The organism is Comamonas sp. NyZ500 (assembly GCF_016772095.1).
Lineage (GTDB): Bacteria > Pseudomonadota > Gammaproteobacteria > Burkholderiales > Burkholderiaceae_C > Comamonas > Comamonas thiooxydans.
In genome coordinates, this window is record NZ_JAEIJE010000007.1 from 54,908 (window position 1) to 69,365 (window position 14,458).

The 14,458-nt window shown below is 61.9% G+C and carries 15 protein-coding genes; 8 read left to right on the forward strand and 7 right to left on the reverse strand.

Annotated elements, in window-relative coordinates; all coding sequences use genetic code 11:
* The first annotated feature begins 234 nt into the window (after positions 1–234).
* The 5 genes from JAO85_RS12580 to JAO85_RS12600 all read left to right on the forward strand — a co-directional run bounded on the left by JAO85_RS12580 (position 235) and on the right by JAO85_RS12600 (position 4,755).
* Positions 235–1,500, forward strand: coding sequence for an MFS transporter (locus JAO85_RS12580; protein ID WP_202788187.1), 1,266 nt, complete (start codon positions 235–237; stop codon positions 1,498–1,500).
* Positions 1,501–1,676: 176 nt separating this feature from the next.
* Entirely contained in the window at positions 1,677–2,186 is a 510-nt protein-coding gene (locus JAO85_RS12585; RefSeq protein ID WP_003069479.1) for a BON domain-containing protein, read from the forward strand.
* A gap of 84 nt (positions 2,187–2,270) precedes the next feature.
* Complete coding sequence (locus JAO85_RS12590; RefSeq protein ID WP_202788188.1) at positions 2,271–3,494, forward strand: PLP-dependent transferase; 1,224 nt, start codon at positions 2,271–2,273, stop codon at positions 3,492–3,494.
* 223 nt (positions 3,495–3,717) lie between these two features.
* Entirely contained in the window at positions 3,718–4,515 is a 798-nt protein-coding gene (locus JAO85_RS12595) for a DUF2189 domain-containing protein (protein ID WP_039050567.1), read from the forward strand.
* A 21-nt stretch (positions 4,516–4,536) separates the two neighbouring features.
* Entirely contained in the window at positions 4,537–4,755 is a 219-nt protein-coding gene (locus JAO85_RS12600; protein ID WP_041744213.1) for a hypothetical protein, read from the forward strand.
* Between the two features lie 17 nt (positions 4,756–4,772).
* On the opposite strand, the gene JAO85_RS12605 is transcribed toward JAO85_RS12600, so the two are convergent.
* On the reverse strand, positions 4,773–5,504 hold the full coding sequence (locus tag JAO85_RS12605; RefSeq protein WP_034390740.1) for an arylesterase: 732 nt from the start codon (positions 5,502–5,504) through the stop codon (positions 4,773–4,775).
* Between JAO85_RS12605 and JAO85_RS12610 the strand changes: the two genes are divergently transcribed.
* A complete protein-coding gene (locus JAO85_RS12610; RefSeq protein WP_003069470.1) occupies positions 5,503–6,183 on the forward strand; it encodes an ABC transporter ATP-binding protein in 681 nt (226 codons plus the stop codon). The two genes, JAO85_RS12605 and JAO85_RS12610, sit on opposite strands and share 2 nt — an antisense overlap.
* A gap of 100 nt (positions 6,184–6,283) precedes the next feature.
* Here JAO85_RS12610 and sstT read toward each other — a convergent pair whose 3' ends face one another.
* Positions 6,284–7,516 carry a serine/threonine transporter SstT gene (gene sstT, locus JAO85_RS12615; protein WP_003069469.1) on the reverse strand — a complete coding sequence of 411 codons (1,233 nt, stop codon included), beginning with the start codon at positions 7,514–7,516 and terminating at the stop codon, positions 6,284–6,286.
* A gap of 305 nt (positions 7,517–7,821) precedes the next feature.
* Here sstT and rlmB point away from each other — a divergent pair, with 305 nt between their 5' ends.
* Positions 7,822–8,592: a 23S rRNA (guanosine(2251)-2'-O)-methyltransferase RlmB gene (rlmB, locus tag JAO85_RS12620; RefSeq protein WP_003069467.1), complete on the forward strand. Its 771-nt coding sequence runs from the start codon at positions 7,822–7,824 to the stop codon at positions 8,590–8,592.
* Between the two features lie 84 nt (positions 8,593–8,676).
* Here the strand turns inward: rlmB and JAO85_RS12625 are convergent, their stop codons facing one another.
* Complete coding sequence (locus tag JAO85_RS12625) at positions 8,677–10,617, reverse strand: hybrid sensor histidine kinase/response regulator (RefSeq protein WP_202788189.1); 1,941 nt, start codon at positions 10,615–10,617, stop codon at positions 8,677–8,679.
* A gap of 91 nt (positions 10,618–10,708) precedes the next feature.
* Here JAO85_RS12625 and JAO85_RS12630 point away from each other — a divergent pair, with 91 nt between their 5' ends.
* The gene (locus JAO85_RS12630) at positions 10,709–11,482 is read left to right on the forward strand and encodes an NAD-dependent deacylase (RefSeq protein WP_012838903.1); all 774 of its coding nucleotides are present in this window, start codon (positions 10,709–10,711) and stop codon (positions 11,480–11,482) included.
* 90 nt (positions 11,483–11,572) lie between these two features.
* On the opposite strand, the gene JAO85_RS12635 is transcribed toward JAO85_RS12630, so the two are convergent.
* The 4 genes from JAO85_RS12635 to JAO85_RS12650 all read right to left on the reverse strand — a co-directional run bounded on the left by JAO85_RS12635 (position 11,573) and on the right by JAO85_RS12650 (position 14,450).
* Positions 11,573–12,172, reverse strand: coding sequence for a chromate transporter (locus JAO85_RS12635; RefSeq protein WP_039050571.1), 600 nt, complete (start codon positions 12,170–12,172; stop codon positions 11,573–11,575).
* Positions 12,169–12,756, reverse strand: coding sequence for a chromate transporter (locus JAO85_RS12640; RefSeq protein WP_003062711.1), 588 nt, complete (start codon positions 12,754–12,756; stop codon positions 12,169–12,171). The genes JAO85_RS12635 and JAO85_RS12640 overlap by 4 nt, the downstream gene beginning before the upstream one ends.
* 157 nt (positions 12,757–12,913) lie before the next feature.
* Positions 12,914–13,561: a GntR family transcriptional regulator gene (locus JAO85_RS12645; protein WP_034390730.1), complete on the reverse strand. Its 648-nt coding sequence runs from the start codon at positions 13,559–13,561 to the stop codon at positions 12,914–12,916.
* Between the two features lie 142 nt (positions 13,562–13,703).
* The gene (locus tag JAO85_RS12650) at positions 13,704–14,450 is read right to left on the reverse strand and encodes an aspartate/glutamate racemase family protein (RefSeq protein WP_039050572.1); all 747 of its coding nucleotides are present in this window, start codon (positions 14,448–14,450) and stop codon (positions 13,704–13,706) included.
* Positions 14,451–14,458: the final 8 nt, after the last annotated feature.

The window sequence follows — 14,458 nt, forward strand, 5'->3', positions numbered from 1 at the left end:
CGGGTGTTTGAACCGTTGACGTACTGGTTTTGATCGTCAAAAAGCAGAGCTTCCTGTGCTTGATAGCAAATAGTTTGGGACATGTATCCTTTGTTTGGCCTATGCGTGCCGATGCGGCTTTGCAGACAATGTTCTCATCACAAGCAAGTGGCTGGCCCGCTCGGGCGGCGCGGCAGGACCAACGACTGTCCGCTCTGTCCCTGTCGCAGGCCCGGCCCGATCAAGAGGCAGCAAATGTCGCAAAGCAATACATGGCAGGCCGGCGCCATAACGGCACAGGCCTCGGTCTGGTGGGTGGGCTTCGGCCTGGTGGTGGGTGTGCTGGGGGCGGCGCTGATCAGTCCCTTGTATGCGCTCTATCAGCAAGCCTGGCAGTTGCGGCCCAGCGATATCTCGCTGATCTATGTGCTCTATATGTGCGGTGGCCTGTGCGCCCTGCTGTTTCTGGGGCGTCTGCCCGACCGCATCGGCTTTCAGCGCGTGATGCTGTGTTTCCTGTGCCTGACGCTGGCAGGCACCCTGATCTCCATGCTGGCCTGGAATCTGCCCAGCCTGATCGTCGGGCGCTTCATGGTGGGGGTGTCATCAAGCCTCATCACCATCAGCGCCACCACGGGGCTGACACTGCTGGCTTCCAGCGCAAGCACCGGTCTGCAGCCGCAGCGCGTGGCCATGGTGGCCAGCTTTCTCAATGTGCTGGGCTTTGGTCTGGGGCCCTTGATCGGTGGCGTGGCGGGGCAGTGGCTGCCTCAGCCCTTGACGACGGCCTATCTGGTGCCGCTGGTGCTGGGCTGCATCGGTGTGGCGGGCGTTGTCACGCTCAAGTTGCCGGAGTCGGTGCAGCGGGGTGCGGGCCAACTGGGGCAGGCCCCGGGTCGCCTGCACTGGCGGGACTGTCTGCCGCGGCTGACCTGGCCTGTGCACGAGGATTCCCTGGCCTTTGCACTGACCTGTGGCTACCCGTTCGTGGCGTTTGGCGTATTCGGGCTGTATGCCTGCATGGCGCCGCTGTTTCTACAGCAGATGATTCCCTGGAGCGGCCCGGTGGTCAGCGGTACGGCCATTGCGGTGATTTTGCTTGTCTCTGCAGGCATTCAACTGGTGGCTGCCAGCCTGCCGCTGCACCGCTGCGGTTTTGCCGGCATGGCGCTGCTGGTGCTCAGCAACGGCATGCTGTTGCTGAATCTGCAGATGCGCTCGACGCTGCTGTTCATCTTGGGCGTGTGTTTGACGGCACTGGGGCATGGCATGTGCATGCTGGCCGGCATGACCATGGTGGGCCGTCTTGCCAGACCCGACAACCGGGCAGGCATGTTGTCTACCTATCAGACCATCGGTTTGCTTGGCTCCATGCTGCCCATGATGGCAGTGGGCTGGATTGCCGACCACTGGAGCATCAAGCTGGCCGTGAGCCTGTTTGCCTGCTTTGTCATGCTGTTGGCTACCCTGCTGGGCTTGGCATTTGTGCGCCATCCGCGCATGCAAGAGGTTGCGGATTAGCGCATGGCTTGCATAGAGTTTCTGTAAATCACAGAAGAAAACACTTATTAATCAAATGTCACAAATTCGGACAAATTTGTCCTACAGGGATGCGGGAAAAGTTCGTATCCGAGCCAAAATGGTGGTTCGTTACAGTTGACCGTCATGTTTTTGCAAGCATTAAGGGAGAAATCGATATGACCACTATGTTCAAGCGTTCCGCTCAAGTTCTGGCCATTACCGCCTTGGCCTTTGGCTTGGCTGCCTGCGGCAAGTCCGACGACAACAAGACCGCTGGCCAGAAGCTCGATTCCGCCATTTCCCAGACCGAGAAGGCTGCGGAAAATGCTGGCAGCAAGATTGAAGAAGGTACGGCCAAGGCCGGCGATGCAGCTGCCGATGCATTGGCCAAGGCTGGTGAAGCTACCGGTGCCGCCATGGAAAAGGCTGGCAACAAGATGGAAGAAGGCGCTGCCAAGGCGGGTGCTGCCCTCGATGACGCCGGCATTACCGCTGCCGTCAAGACCGATTTGATCAAGGCCCCGGAAATCAGCGCTCTGCAGATCAATGTGGACACCAAGGGCGGCGCAGTGACCCTGACTGGCACCGTGCCCAGCGAAGCCGTCAAGACCCAGGCCGGCGAGATCGCCAAGGCTGCCAAGGGCGTGACCTCGGTCAACAACAATCTGACCGTGAAGGCTGGCTGATCCCCCTAGGTCGCCACCTCGCATGAAGCCAGAGCGCGCAAGCCCTCTGGCTTTTTTGTGGCTGCATGGCACTAAGATCAGGGCATGACCCAAGCCGACCACAAGCTATCCACCCATCTGATCCATCATCCCTACAAGCCACCGGCGGACTTCGAAGGCCCTCAGCTTGCCGTGCACAAGGCCTCGACCGTGTACTTCGAGAATGTGCAGGCCATGCGCGAGCGCCGCTGGCTGGACAAGAGCAGCTACACCTACGGTCTGCATGGCACGCCAACGACCTATGCCCTGGAAGAACGTCTGGCATCGCTGGAAGGTGGTCTGCAATGCCTGCTGGTACCCAGCGGCCTGGCCGCGATTGCCACGGTGTCGCTGGCGCTGCTCAGGACGGGCGACGAGGTGCTGGTGCCCGACAACGTATACGGTCCCAACAAGACGCTGACCGAGGGCGAGCTGGCTCATTTCGGCATTCGCCATCAGTACTACGACCCCATGTGCGTCGAAGACCTGGCAGCCAAGATCACGCCGGCCACCAAGCTGGTCTGGCTGGAAGCTCCGGGCTCGGTAACCATGGAGTTCCCGAATCTCGTCGAGCAGGTGCGCCTGTGCCGGGCCAGGGGCGTGACCATGGTGCTGGACAACACCTGGGGCGCGGGTCTGGCTTTCCGTCCCTTCGACCTGCTGGGCGATGGCAGCCTGGGCGTCGATGTCACGGTCCATGCCCTGACCAAATACCCCAGCGGCGGCGGTGATGTGCTGATGGGCAGCATCATCACGCGCAACCAGCCCCTGCATATGCGCATCAAGCTCGCGCACATGCGCCTGGGTCTGGGCGTGAGCGGCAACGACGCCGAAGCCGTGCTGCGCAGCCTGCCCAGCATCGGCCTGCGCTATCACGCGCAGGATCGCTCGGCACGCCAGCTGGCGCAGTGGCTGGCTGCCCAGAGTGCCGTGGCGCAGGTGCTGCACCCCGCCATGCCTGATGCCCCGGGCCATGCTTGCTGGAAGCAGCTGTGCGGACAAGGGCTGGGCCGGGATGGCGTGGCCGCCGGTCTGTTCAGCGTGGTCATCGACGAGCGCTTCGACCAGGCGGCCGTCGATCGCTTCTGCGACAGCCTGCGCCTGTTCAAGCTGGGCTACAGCTGGGGTGGGCCTGTGAGTCTGGTCGTGCCCTATGAGCTGCCCGAGATGCGCAGCCGTGCCACACCCCATATCAAGGCGGGCACCGTGGTGCGCTTTGCCATCGGCCTTGAGGATACTAGCGATCTGCAGGCCGACCTGGCCCAGGCCCTGCTCAGGGCCTTTGGTTGAAGCTATTTAAATAGGAGCTGGCAGCGCTTGTTGAGAAGCGATTTCAATGTTTTTATTGACTGAAGTCAATAAAGGCTGGGCGCTATAAGCTCTTGTTTTCATAGTGAAAACGCGGAGGCCGGCATGCGGGCTTTCCGCAATGCAGATTCGAGGTTGAGCGGGTAACTTGTTCCTGTCAGCTGCCGCCACCGAGGCGCGGTACGGGCGACAAGGAGGGTCTCGCATGCAAGCTTCCCCTGTTTCCGAGGTCAAGGCCGAGTCCGGCAATCTGCAGATTCTGCAACTGCGCTGGAGCGAGCCTTGGCAATGGCTGCTGCTGGGCCTTAGCGATGTGCGGCGCGCTCCAATGATTGCGCTGTTCTACGGCCTGTGTTTCTGGGGCATGGCGCGTCTGATGGCCTGGGTGTTTCGCTCCAGCCCCGAATATCTGATGTCCATGGCCAGCGGCTGTCTGCTGGTAGGCCCCTTCCTGGCCATGGGCCTGTACTACGTCAGCAAGCAACTGGAGCAGGGCAAGCCCGTGCTGCTGTCGGAGTCGTTGACCTGCTGGGACAAGCATCTGGCCAGCATGGGCATGCTGGTCATGGTGCTGATGGTGCTGGAGATGCTCTGGGGGCGCGCCGCCATGGTGGTGTTCGCCATTTCGTTCGATACCGGCATGCCCAGTACGGCAACCCTGCTGCAGACCCTGCTGCGGCCCGAGAACTGGGAGTTCCTGCTGGGCTACGCCGCGGTTGGCGGGATATTTGCTGCCTTGGTGTTTGCCAGCATGGTGGTTTCACTGCCCGCCATTCTCGATCTGGATACCGATGCCTTGACGGCCTGCATCACCAGCATGCGCGTGGTAGGGGCCAATACGGGTGTGATGCTGCTGTGGGGGCTGATCATCACCGTGTTGATCGCGGTCTCGCTGCTCTTCTACAGTGCAGGTCTGATCGTCATCGGGCCGCTGCTGGGTTGCACCAGCTGGCATGCCTATAAAGCCAGCGTCCGCGCCGAAAGCAAGGAGAACCCTGCTTAAGGTGCAATGAGGGGGGATGTCATGGAGTTCTGGAACTGGTTGAAAAAAGTCTTCACGCCCCAGCCAGGCGCTTCGGGCCACAGCACCGATTCGCAGCTGACCTGGACTTCGGCGAGCAGCCGCGAGGACGGCCGCGACGTCTTCAACGACAGCTATTTTTGCGGCTCGGGCAGCAACGAGAGTGCCTGCAGTCCGGACGGCGGCGACTCTGGCGGTGATGGCGGAGGCAGCGGCGACTGAGGCCGCGCGGCCGTCACTTATTTCAGCAATGGCCTGAGCTTGGGCCAGACATTGGCCAGCATCTGGGGCTGGGCCTGGGCATTGGGGTGAATGCGGTCGCTCTGAAACCACTGCTCGGCGTTCGCAGCATCGCCGATGCCCGACAGCAGAAACGGCACCAGCGGCAGTTTTTGCGCGTCGGCAATGCTCCTGAACATCTCGGCAAATTGCTCGGTATATGTCGCTCCATAGTTGGGCGGTACCTGCATGCCCACCAGCAGCACCTGGGCCCCGGCCTCCCTGGCGGCCTTGATCATGACTTCCAGATTCTGCTGAGTGCTCTGCAGCGCCAGGCCGCGCAATGCGTCGTTGCCGCCCAGCTCCAGAATCAGGATGCCCGGCTCATGCTGCCTGAGCAGCGACGCCAGGCGCGCTCTGCCGCCGGCCGTGGTCTCGCCGCTGATGCTGGCATTGACCACCTTGCGCGGATTCTTTTCGTCATTCATGCGCTGCTGCAGCAACTGCACCCAGCCCTTGCCGCGCGTCAGGCCGTATTCGGCGCTCAGAGAATCGCCAAGCACCAGCACCGGGCCGGGTTTCGCGCCGGGAGCGGCCTTGGCCGGCTCCTTGTTCCTGGCGGGCGATGAGGCCACTGCCGCACCGCAAGCCCCTGAAATGGCGAGCGACAGAGCAACAGCGATACAGTGACGGCGCTGCAGTGCAAAGTGCTGGTTGCGACTCTTGACGTTTTTGCTATCCAATTGATTCATGTCCACAACTCTTGCCATTCCTTTGATTGCCGTTGAGCAACTGTCCAAATCGGTGAGCGATTCCACAGGCGTGCTGGATATTTTGCGGGATATCAATCTGAGTTTCACGGCCGGCGAAACCGTTGCCATTGTGGGGGCCTCCGGCTCGGGTAAAAGCACTTTGCTGTCGATTCTGGCCGGCCTCGATACCCCCAGTCGCGGCACGGTCCGCTTGCTGGGCCAGGATCTGTTTGCACTCAGCGAGGACGACAGGGCGGCGGTGCGGGCACAGAAGATGGGCTTTGTCTTCCAGAGCTTTCAGTTGCTGGGCAATCTCACGGCGCTGGAAAACGTCATGCTGCCGCTGGAGCTGGCAGGTCAGCGCGATGCGAGAGCGCGAGCTTCGCAGATGCTGGAGCGCGTGGGCCTGGGCCAGCGTCTCAATCACTATCCCAGGCTGATGTCGGGCGGCGAGCAGCAGCGCGTGGCCCTGGCGCGTGCTTTTGTGGTTGAGCCGGCCGTGCTGCTGGCCGACGAGCCCACCGGCAGCCTGGACTTCGCCACGGGCCAGACCATCATGGAGCTGATGTTTGCGCTCAACCGCGAGCGCGGCACGACTCTGATTCTGGTGACGCATGACCGCGAGATTGCGGCGCAATGTGATCGAAGCATCACCATAGAAGCCGGGCGCTCTGTCTGAAAAACCAAAAGGCCTGTGTGATCACAGGCCTTTTTGGGGATCTGGCGCTTATCAAATAAGCGCTTGCAGCTATCAAATCAGTAGATTCTGAGTTCAAGCCTCAGATGCGCGCGACTTCCAGCCCGGCCCTGCGCTCTGCGGCGCGGCAGGCTGCCGCGGTAAACAGCACGTCGGTCGAGGAATTGAGGGCTGTCTCGGTCGAATCCTGAATCACGCCGATCACATAGCCGACACCCACCACCTGCATGGCCACATCGTTGGGAATGTTGAACAGGCTGCAGGCCAGCGGAATCAGCAGCAGCGAGCCACCGGGTACGCCCGAGGCACCGCAGGCACAGACCGCAGAGACCACGCACAGCAGTATGGCCGTGGGAATGTCCACCGAGATATTGAGCGTATGGGCAGCGGCCAGTGTCAGCACGCTGATGGTGACGGCAGCGCCGGCCATATTGATGGTGGCGCCCAGCGGGATGGAGATGCTGTAGGTGTTCTCGTCGAGCCTGAGCTTCTGGGCCAAGGCCAGATTGACGGGAATGTTGGCTCCCGAGCTGCGCGTGAAGAAGGCGGTCACTGCGCTTTCGCGCAGGCAGGTCAGCACCAGCGGGTAGGGGTTGCGGCGAGTCTGTGTCCAGACAATGACTGGGTTGATCACCAATGCCACAAACACCATGCAGCCGACCAGCACGGCCAGCAGATGAGCGTAGTCCTTGAGTGCTTCCAGCCCGCCGGAGGAGAAGGTGGCGACCACCAGGCCGAAGATGCCGAAGGGGGCCAGGCGAATCACGCCTTGAATCACGCGGGTGATGGCATGGCCAAAGTCCTCCACCATGGTGCGGGTGGTGGGCGTGGCGTGGCGTAGTGCCAAGCCCAGCGCGATAGCCCAGGCCAGAATGCCGATGTAGTTGGCGTTCAGCAATGCATTGACGGGGTTGTCGAACAGGCTTTGGACGACGGTGCTCAGCACCTGGCTGATCTCGCCGGGCACGCTCTGGACTTTGGGCGCTTCACGAAAGTGAATCACCGAGGGAAAGAGCGCGCTGGCTGCAACGGCCACGCAGGCCGCCGCCAGCGTGCCGATGACGTACAGCCAGAGCACGGGCTTGATTTGCGTTTCCTGGCCGGGGCGGTGGCTGCTGACGGCCGCCATGACCAGCAGCAGCACCAGAACCGGAGCGACAGCCTTGAGCGCGGCAATGAACAAGCTGCCCAACAGGGAGACCGACTGGGCGGCGGCCGGCCATAGCCAGGCCACCAGGCCGCCCAGAATCAGGGCAATCAGAATCTGCAGCACCAGGCTGCTGCGGTTGAACCAATCGAGCAAGGCGTTGAGCATGCTGGGTATTCGTTATGGGATGGGAGGGAGATACAAACACGTAAGCCTCCTCATGCCGGACATGAAGAGGCTATATGTATGAATGCAGGGGCAGCAGGCACAAGCCTGTTGCCAGTCGTTCTGGGTGGCAGTGGAGCTTCATGTGAAGACTCGCACTCGGAAAAAACCATGCTGGTGCTGCTTGATGAACCGGTGCCTTGCCCGTTGGGGGCGCAGTGTAGCGGCAATGGAAAACCTCAGCTCTCAGCCCAGACATGGCCCTGCGAGTCTCAGGTCTGCCGTAAACGCCGGGATAATGTGGCCCCATGTCGTCCCCCAAAGTTCTTTTCGGCTTTCACGCCGTAGGCGTGCGTCTGAAGACCGCCCCCCAATCCATCATCGAAGTCTATTTCGAGGCTTCGCGCCGCGATGCGCGCATGCGCCAGTTTCTGGAACGCGCCAAGGAAGCCGGGGTGCGTCTGATCGAGGCCGATGCCCTGCGCCTTGCCAAGCTCGCCGGCTCTCACGGCCATCAGGGCGTGGCTGCACGCGTGGAAGAAGTCAAGGACACGCGCACGCTCGACGAGCTGCTCGACGATCTGGAGGAGGAGGGGGTGAAGGCCCCGCTGCTGTTGGTGCTCGATGGTGTGACCGATCCGCACAACCTGGGGGCCTGCCTGCGTGTAGCCGACGGCGCCGGTGTGCATGCCGTGATCGCTCCCAAGGACCACGCGGCCGGCATCAACGCCACCGTGGCCAAGGTGGCCAGCGGCGCGGCCGAGACCGTGCCTTACTTCATGGTCACCAATCTGGCGCGCACGCTCAAGGAACTCAAGGAGCGCGGCATCTGGATCATCGGTACCAGCGGCGATGCCGACAAACATCTCTACCAGATGGATCTGACCGGACCGACGGCACTGGTGCTGGGGGCCGAGGGCGATGGCATGCGCCAGCTGACCCGCAAGACCTGCGATGCGCTGGTCAGTATTCCCATGCAGGGCGCGGTGGAGAGTCTGAATGTGTCCGTGGCCAGCGGTGTGTGTCTTTATGAGGCTTTGCGCCAGCGCCTGGCCGCAGCCGTTGCGATCAAGGCCTGAGCCGGCTGGCCCGGCCGCTGAAAGCGAAAACAAGGCGCGACTGCGAGAGCAGTGGCGCCTTTTTTGCGGGCGGCTGAATCGTTCTCAGACGGCCGGCAGATCGGCTGGCGTCGTGAAGTCCGGATGCAGCATGCGCTGCACGGTGCGTGCCAGCTCGCCAATCTCCATGGGCTTGCTCAGCACCACGTAGCGGCATTCCTGGGCATGCGGCACTTCGGCCTCTTCGCTGCTGGTCATGAGGATGAGCGGAATGAGAACATGCTCCCGGGCCAGCTTTTCCTGCATTTTTGCGATGCTCAAGGCACCGGAAAACTCATCGGCGGCAATGATGAGATCCACCTTCATGCCGCTGTTGATATAGCGCAGCGCGACTTCGGGTAAATATGCGGTCACGACCTGATAACCAAGTCCGTAGAGTACCTGGGCCATGGCATTGCGCGTGGCCAGATCGGGCTCGATGAGCAAAATCGTTTCCTGCCGGCCCACTGGGGCCGAGGCTTGCGGGCTCTGCGGCACGACCGGTTGTGCGCGCGGAAAGTACAGGCTCACGATGGTTCCCAGGCCTGGAGTGCTTTCCACTTCGATCAGGCCCTGGACATGGTCCATGAAGTTCTTGACCATGGGCAGGCCCAGGCCCGCGCCCTTGCCTTCGGGCTTGGTGGTGAAGAACATGTCGAAGATGCGGGCCTTGATCTCCTCACTCATGCCCATGCCGTTGTCGGCTACGCTGATCATCACGTAGTCGCCCGCATGGCTGGCACGCTTGAGCAGCACGTTCTCCGCTGTCAGCGTGATCTGGCCCTGCTCTTCGGTGGCATCACGAGCATTGATGCAGAGATTGATCAGCGAGTTCTCGAAATACAGCTTGTCCACGCTGATGGGCCAGATGCTGGACGCCATATGCAGCTGCAGTTCAGCGTTCTGGCCGACGGCCTTGCTCAGCAGAGGCTCCAGATCCTGCACCAGTGCGCGGGGGTCGGCGGCAGCCAGCTGCATGGATTTGCGACTGCTGAATCCCGTCAGATGCGATGCCAGGCTGCCTGCTTTCTGAATGGTGTTGAGTATCACATCCACATGTTCGAGCTGCTCGGGCTCACCCAGCTGCTTCTCCAGCATGCCGGCATGCAGGCCGGTGATGAAAAGCAGGTTCTTCATGTCATGCGCGACACCGGCAGACAACTGGTTCACCATGCCCATTTTCTGGGCTTGGGCGAGGTAGGTTTCGGCCTGATCCAGCGCCTGCTGCTTGAGTCTCAGCTGGTGGCTCAGCGTGGTGATCTGGTCGCGCAACTGATTCTCGGATTGCCGGACGCTGTCTATGCCCAGGTTGGCGCCGACCCAGTAGAGAATTCTGCCCTGCGCATTCTTGACGGGAGACAGCGACGAGAAAAACCAGTGGAACTGTCCGTCATGGCGCTTGATGCGCAGCCGGTATCCCGTCGGCTTTTCGGTGATCAGGGCGCGCGACAGCCCGGTGTTGACGGTCGCCAGATCGTCGGGATGCACGATATCAATCCATATGCCTTCGCGCAGGCTCAGGGGGCGTACTTCCCGGTAGGCGTATTCATGCAGGGCCCGGTTGAGCCAGGTCACCTCTCCATGGGGTGTTGCAATCCAGACCTGGTAGGGCAGGTGGTCCAGAAAGTCCTCAAAGCGGTTGACATGCCCTAGCCCGAGCTCGTCATCGGGTTCACGAAACGAGGTTTCGGTCGGCAATACATAGCATTGCACCGCTTCTGCCGCGCCATTGCCCTGAATCGGCGAAAAATGCCAGAGTCCGGGGTGATCGGGCAAGTTTGCAGTCGCTTCCAGGCCTGTCTCCACGCACTGCCTGATAGCCAGCCTGGCTGTTTCCAGAATCTCGCGCGCGGGAATGCCGGGTGCCTGGTGACTGGGCTGCAGAAGGCGCTGCAATGCAGGATTGGCAAAGCGCAGTTCCAATGTCTGGACATCAACAAGACCCCATGCCAATGCTGCAGGCGTCATGGCTTGCTGAAGTGCGAACAATTGGCCCGATTCGTTCATATGCTGGTGTGGTGCAATATCAGGCAAAGAAGAAGCTCCGCAGAGAAATTCAAGTATTCCACGTTGCAACTCGATTTATGAGGTTATAGCCTTGGTTCAAGCACTTATTGACAATTCTTCGACGTCCTTGGGTGCGATTGCCTGCGTGCGTCGCTGGCTGGGGGAGGCGCAGCGACTGGCCGTGCTGACCGGGGCCGGTGTCAGCGCCGAGTCGGGAGTGCCCACTTTCAGAGAGGATGCAAACGGGTATTGGTCCCAGTTCAAGCCCGAGGAAATGGCCAGCGAGTTGGGGTATCGCCGCGATCCGGCTCATGTCTGGCGCTGGTACGAGCACCGACGTGCGCTGGTTGCCAAGGTGACTCCCAATGAGGGGCACCTGGCGCTGGCGCGTTGGGCGCGACAGCATCCGGGTCGAATGACACTCATCACGCAGAATGTGGATGGTCTGCACCAGCAGGCGGGCAGTGAAGGTGTGCTGAGCCTGCATGGGGAGCTGAGCAGGAATCGCTGGCTGAATCGCCGTTGTGCGTCCTGCGACATGGAGCAGGCTGTCCCGGGCGAGCCGCCTCATTGCGCCGCCTGCGGCAATTTGCTGCGGCCTGCCGTCGTGTGGTTTGGCGAGTCTCTGCCGAGCCAGACCTGGGCCAGGGCAGAGCAGGCGGCAGAGCAATGTCAGCTGATGCTGGTGATCGGCACGTCGGGCGCAGTCTACCCGGCAGCAGGTCTGGCCAAGATCGCACGGCGCAACCGGGCGCGCGTGGTCATCATCAACCCCCATGCCAGCGAGCTGGACTCGGTGGCCGACCAGATGATCGCCATGCCATCGGCACAGGTGCTGCCCTTGCTGCTGGCAAGTCCCGAGTAGGCCAGGAGGGGATTGCTAGCGGCTGTCTCGGTGAGGAGACTGCTTTGGCAGTTGACGCCGATCTTCCGACCCCGGGGGGCGGTACTGCGTTTACACCCAGCCCAGCGCACCCAGCGCCGCGCCGGCAGCCAGCAGCCACAGCAGATGAATGCGTGTGCGCCATACCAGCAATGTGCATGCAAGGCTCAGCAGCCATAGCTTCCAGTCCCTGCCAGGGTTGCCGCTGGCGCTGCCCAGCAGCCAGCCTGTCGCCAGCAGCAGACCAATCACCAGCGGAGCCATGCCTTGCTTGAAGGCGCGCACGCCGCGTTTGTCCCGGTTGCGCTGACCCCAGCGCGAGGCCTGCCAGGTCAGCAGCGAGCTGGGCAGCAAAATGCCCACCATGCATACGGCAACTCCGAGTGCTCCTAGTCCCCAGGCCGCCGGGCCGGTGCCGCCTCCTGCATTCAGACCCACGTTCCAGCCCAGCAGGGCGATGAACAACACATTGGGGCCGGGGGCGGCCTGGGCAATGGCGATGGAACTGGTGAACTGGGTTTCCGACAGCCAGCGATTGCCGTCGACCAGATAGCGGTGCATATCGGGCGCAGCGGTGATGGCTCCACCCACGGCCATCAGCGACAGCGTCAGGAAATAGGCAAACAGATGCAGCCAGTCCACGGTCTGCAGCTCGATCGTCAGCGTGCTCATGCCAGCCTCCGGTAGGTCAGCACGCAGCCTGTTGCGCCCACCAGCAGCAAGGCCCAGAACAGCGGCAGGCGCAGCACGGCCACCAGCACAAAGGCGGCGATGGCCAGCCCTGCGCAATACCACTTGCCCAGCGGGTGCTTGCGCAGCGTGCCAGCCAGCTTCAGGCCCATGCCCGCCACCAGCCCTGCCGCCACGGCGCCCATGCCGCGCAGGGCTCCGGCCACGGCCGGGTTGGCCGCAAACTGGGTATAGATCAGGGTGAGGCTGATGACCACCAGCATAGGAAACGTCAGCATTCCGCACAACCCCACGATGGCGCCGCGCCAGCCGAAGTAGCGTTCGCCCAGCATGATGGAAAGATTCACCACATTGGGGCCGGGCATGATCTGTGCCACGGCCCAATCCTCCATGAACTCCTCATTGCTCAGCCATTGGCGTTTTTCGACCAGTTCGCGCTGCACCACGGCCAGCACACCGCCAAAGCCCTGCAAGGCCAGAAAGGTCAGCGACCAGAAAAGTTCGCTCAGATGGCGCGGGCGTGGCCGCTCGGCTTGCGGCAGTGACGAAGGGGCGGGTGAGCTCATTGAAAGGGCCTCTGGGCCTCTGGAGAAAGTGATGGCGATCAGCCGTGGATGCTAATGCGGACGCCCCTGCCCGGATAGCTGCCAGCCATCTTCAGTAGAGAAGGGCGTATCGATCACTTTGATGGCTCCCGTTGCCGGATCGCGACGCCGGCTGTGATCAGAGGTCGCCCAGTATCTGTTCCAGATCTGCGTCGTCGGCATCGGCCTCCAGGCGCAGGCTGCCCTGTATGTGATCCAGATGGCTGAGCATCAGCTGTTCTGCCAGCTCGCCATTGCCCGCGACAATGGCATCGACCACGGCCTCGTGCTCGTCCACCAGACAGCAGGTGTTGACCGCCGATTCATACAGCGAGATCGTCAGGCAGGTCAGCGTGGACAGTTCACGCATGCTGCGCAGCAGCGCGGAGTTGCCGGCCAGTTCGGCAAGCAGTACATGAAATTCGCCGGACAGGCGAACCGTGGCTCGCTTGTCGGAGTTGGCGCGAGCATCGCGCTCCTGCTTCAGATGGGTCTGCAGGCGACGGATCTTGCTGTTGTCCATGTTCAGAACGAGGCGCCGCACAATGCCTGGCTCTATCAGCCGGCGCGCTTCGAAGACGTCCAGCGCCTGCTCGATGCTGGGCTTGGCAACAAAGGCTCCGCGCTGCGGGAATAGCTCCACCATCTGGTCGCGGGCCATGCGGGCAAGGACCTCGCGCACGCGAGCCCGGCTGGTGTTGAAGATATTGGCCAGCCTGTCTTCGCCGAGCTTGGTTCCCGGCAGCAGGCGGTGCTCATGGATGGCTGTGGCAATGCGGGCTGCCATTTCATCCACGGTAATTTCAGATCGAGATGTGTTGCTTCGATTGTTCACTTTTGTAGTGTGTTTTGTCGACATGCCGGTGAATTCTAGTGTCACGCGGCATGTCGGATTCGAACATCCCGATTGAGGTTATCCCGCAGCCTGTTCAGGGCAGCTGGCTCAATAGCTGGGTGAGCCCCGGGGGGAGGTTCTTGAAGTCCTTGCGCGGTGGTTTGGCAAAACTGCCTGCGCGTGCCGCAGCGGGAGCCAGCGAGACCAGGCTCTGCGCATGATTGACGGCGCTGGAGACGCCATCGACGGCTGGCACCGGCAAACTCTGCTTGATGGAGCGTGCCAGGCCCGCCAGCGGGGCGCCGGCAATGATCAGTACATCGGCGCCATCTTCGCTGACCGCTGCTTCGCACAAGGCCTGCAGGCGTGCTGCATGGTCATCCTGCACACTTCCGATATCTCGCAGAGGCTCGTCCAGGCAGCGAATGCTGGCCAGTCGGTCTATGAGTCCGTTGCGCTCGACCATATCTCGGTACCAGGCGGTAATGCGCCTGGAGATGGCAATGATCGAGAAGCGTTTGCCCAGCATGCAGGCGCTCATGAGTGCGGACTCGGTCATGCCCAGCACGGGAATGTCCAGAGCCTCGCGCAGGCCTTCGAGGCCCGGATCGCCAAAGGCCGCCAGGATGACGGCGTCATGTTGGTGCGCATGTTCGGCGGCCAGCTCGGCCACGGCGTAGGCGGCAATCATGGCCTCGAAGCGCGTCTCGATATAGGCCACCCCCATGGGAGCGGTCAGCATGGTGATTTCCGTGTCTGGCGCGGCGGCCAGCCTGGCCTCTTTCTCGATGAGCGCGGTGACGCTCTCGGAGATATTGGGGTTGATGATGAGCAGTTTCATGGTGTGTT

Excerpts from the sequence above, each read along its gene's own strand:
- sstT (WP_003069469.1), bottom strand. The coding sequence starts at position 7,516 with ATGCTCAACGCCTTGCTCGATTGGTTCAACCGCAGCAGCCTGGTGCTG.
- JAO85_RS12580 (WP_202788187.1), top strand. The coding sequence starts at position 235 with ATGTCGCAAAGCAATACATGGCAGGCCGGCGCCATAACGGCACAGGCC.
- JAO85_RS12645 (WP_034390730.1), bottom strand. The coding sequence starts at position 13,561 with ATGGCAGCCCGCATTGCCACAGCCATCCATGAGCACCGCCTGCTGCCG.
- JAO85_RS12625 (WP_202788189.1), bottom strand. The coding sequence starts at position 10,617 with ATGAACGAATCGGGCCAATTGTTCGCACTTCAGCAAGCCATGACGCCT.
- JAO85_RS12650 (WP_039050572.1), bottom strand. The coding sequence starts at position 14,450 with ATGAAACTGCTCATCATCAACCCCAATATCTCCGAGAGCGTCACCGCG.
- JAO85_RS12635 (WP_039050571.1), bottom strand. The coding sequence starts at position 12,172 with ATGAGCACGCTGACGATCGAGCTGCAGACCGTGGACTGGCTGCATCTG.
- JAO85_RS12600 (WP_041744213.1), top strand. The coding sequence starts at position 4,537 with ATGGAGTTCTGGAACTGGTTGAAAAAAGTCTTCACGCCCCAGCCAGGC.
- JAO85_RS12595 (WP_039050567.1), top strand. The coding sequence starts at position 3,718 with ATGCAAGCTTCCCCTGTTTCCGAGGTCAAGGCCGAGTCCGGCAATCTG.
- JAO85_RS12590 (WP_202788188.1), top strand. The coding sequence starts at position 2,271 with ATGACCCAAGCCGACCACAAGCTATCCACCCATCTGATCCATCATCCC.
- JAO85_RS12585 (WP_003069479.1), top strand. The coding sequence starts at position 1,677 with ATGACCACTATGTTCAAGCGTTCCGCTCAAGTTCTGGCCATTACCGCC.
- JAO85_RS12640 (WP_003062711.1), bottom strand. The coding sequence starts at position 12,756 with ATGAGCTCACCCGCCCCTTCGTCACTGCCGCAAGCCGAGCGGCCACGC.
- JAO85_RS12605 (WP_034390740.1), bottom strand. The coding sequence starts at position 5,504 with ATGAATCAATTGGATAGCAAAAACGTCAAGAGTCGCAACCAGCACTTT.
- rlmB (WP_003069467.1), top strand. The coding sequence starts at position 7,822 with ATGTCGTCCCCCAAAGTTCTTTTCGGCTTTCACGCCGTAGGCGTGCGT.
- JAO85_RS12610 (WP_003069470.1), top strand. The coding sequence starts at position 5,503 with ATGTCCACAACTCTTGCCATTCCTTTGATTGCCGTTGAGCAACTGTCC.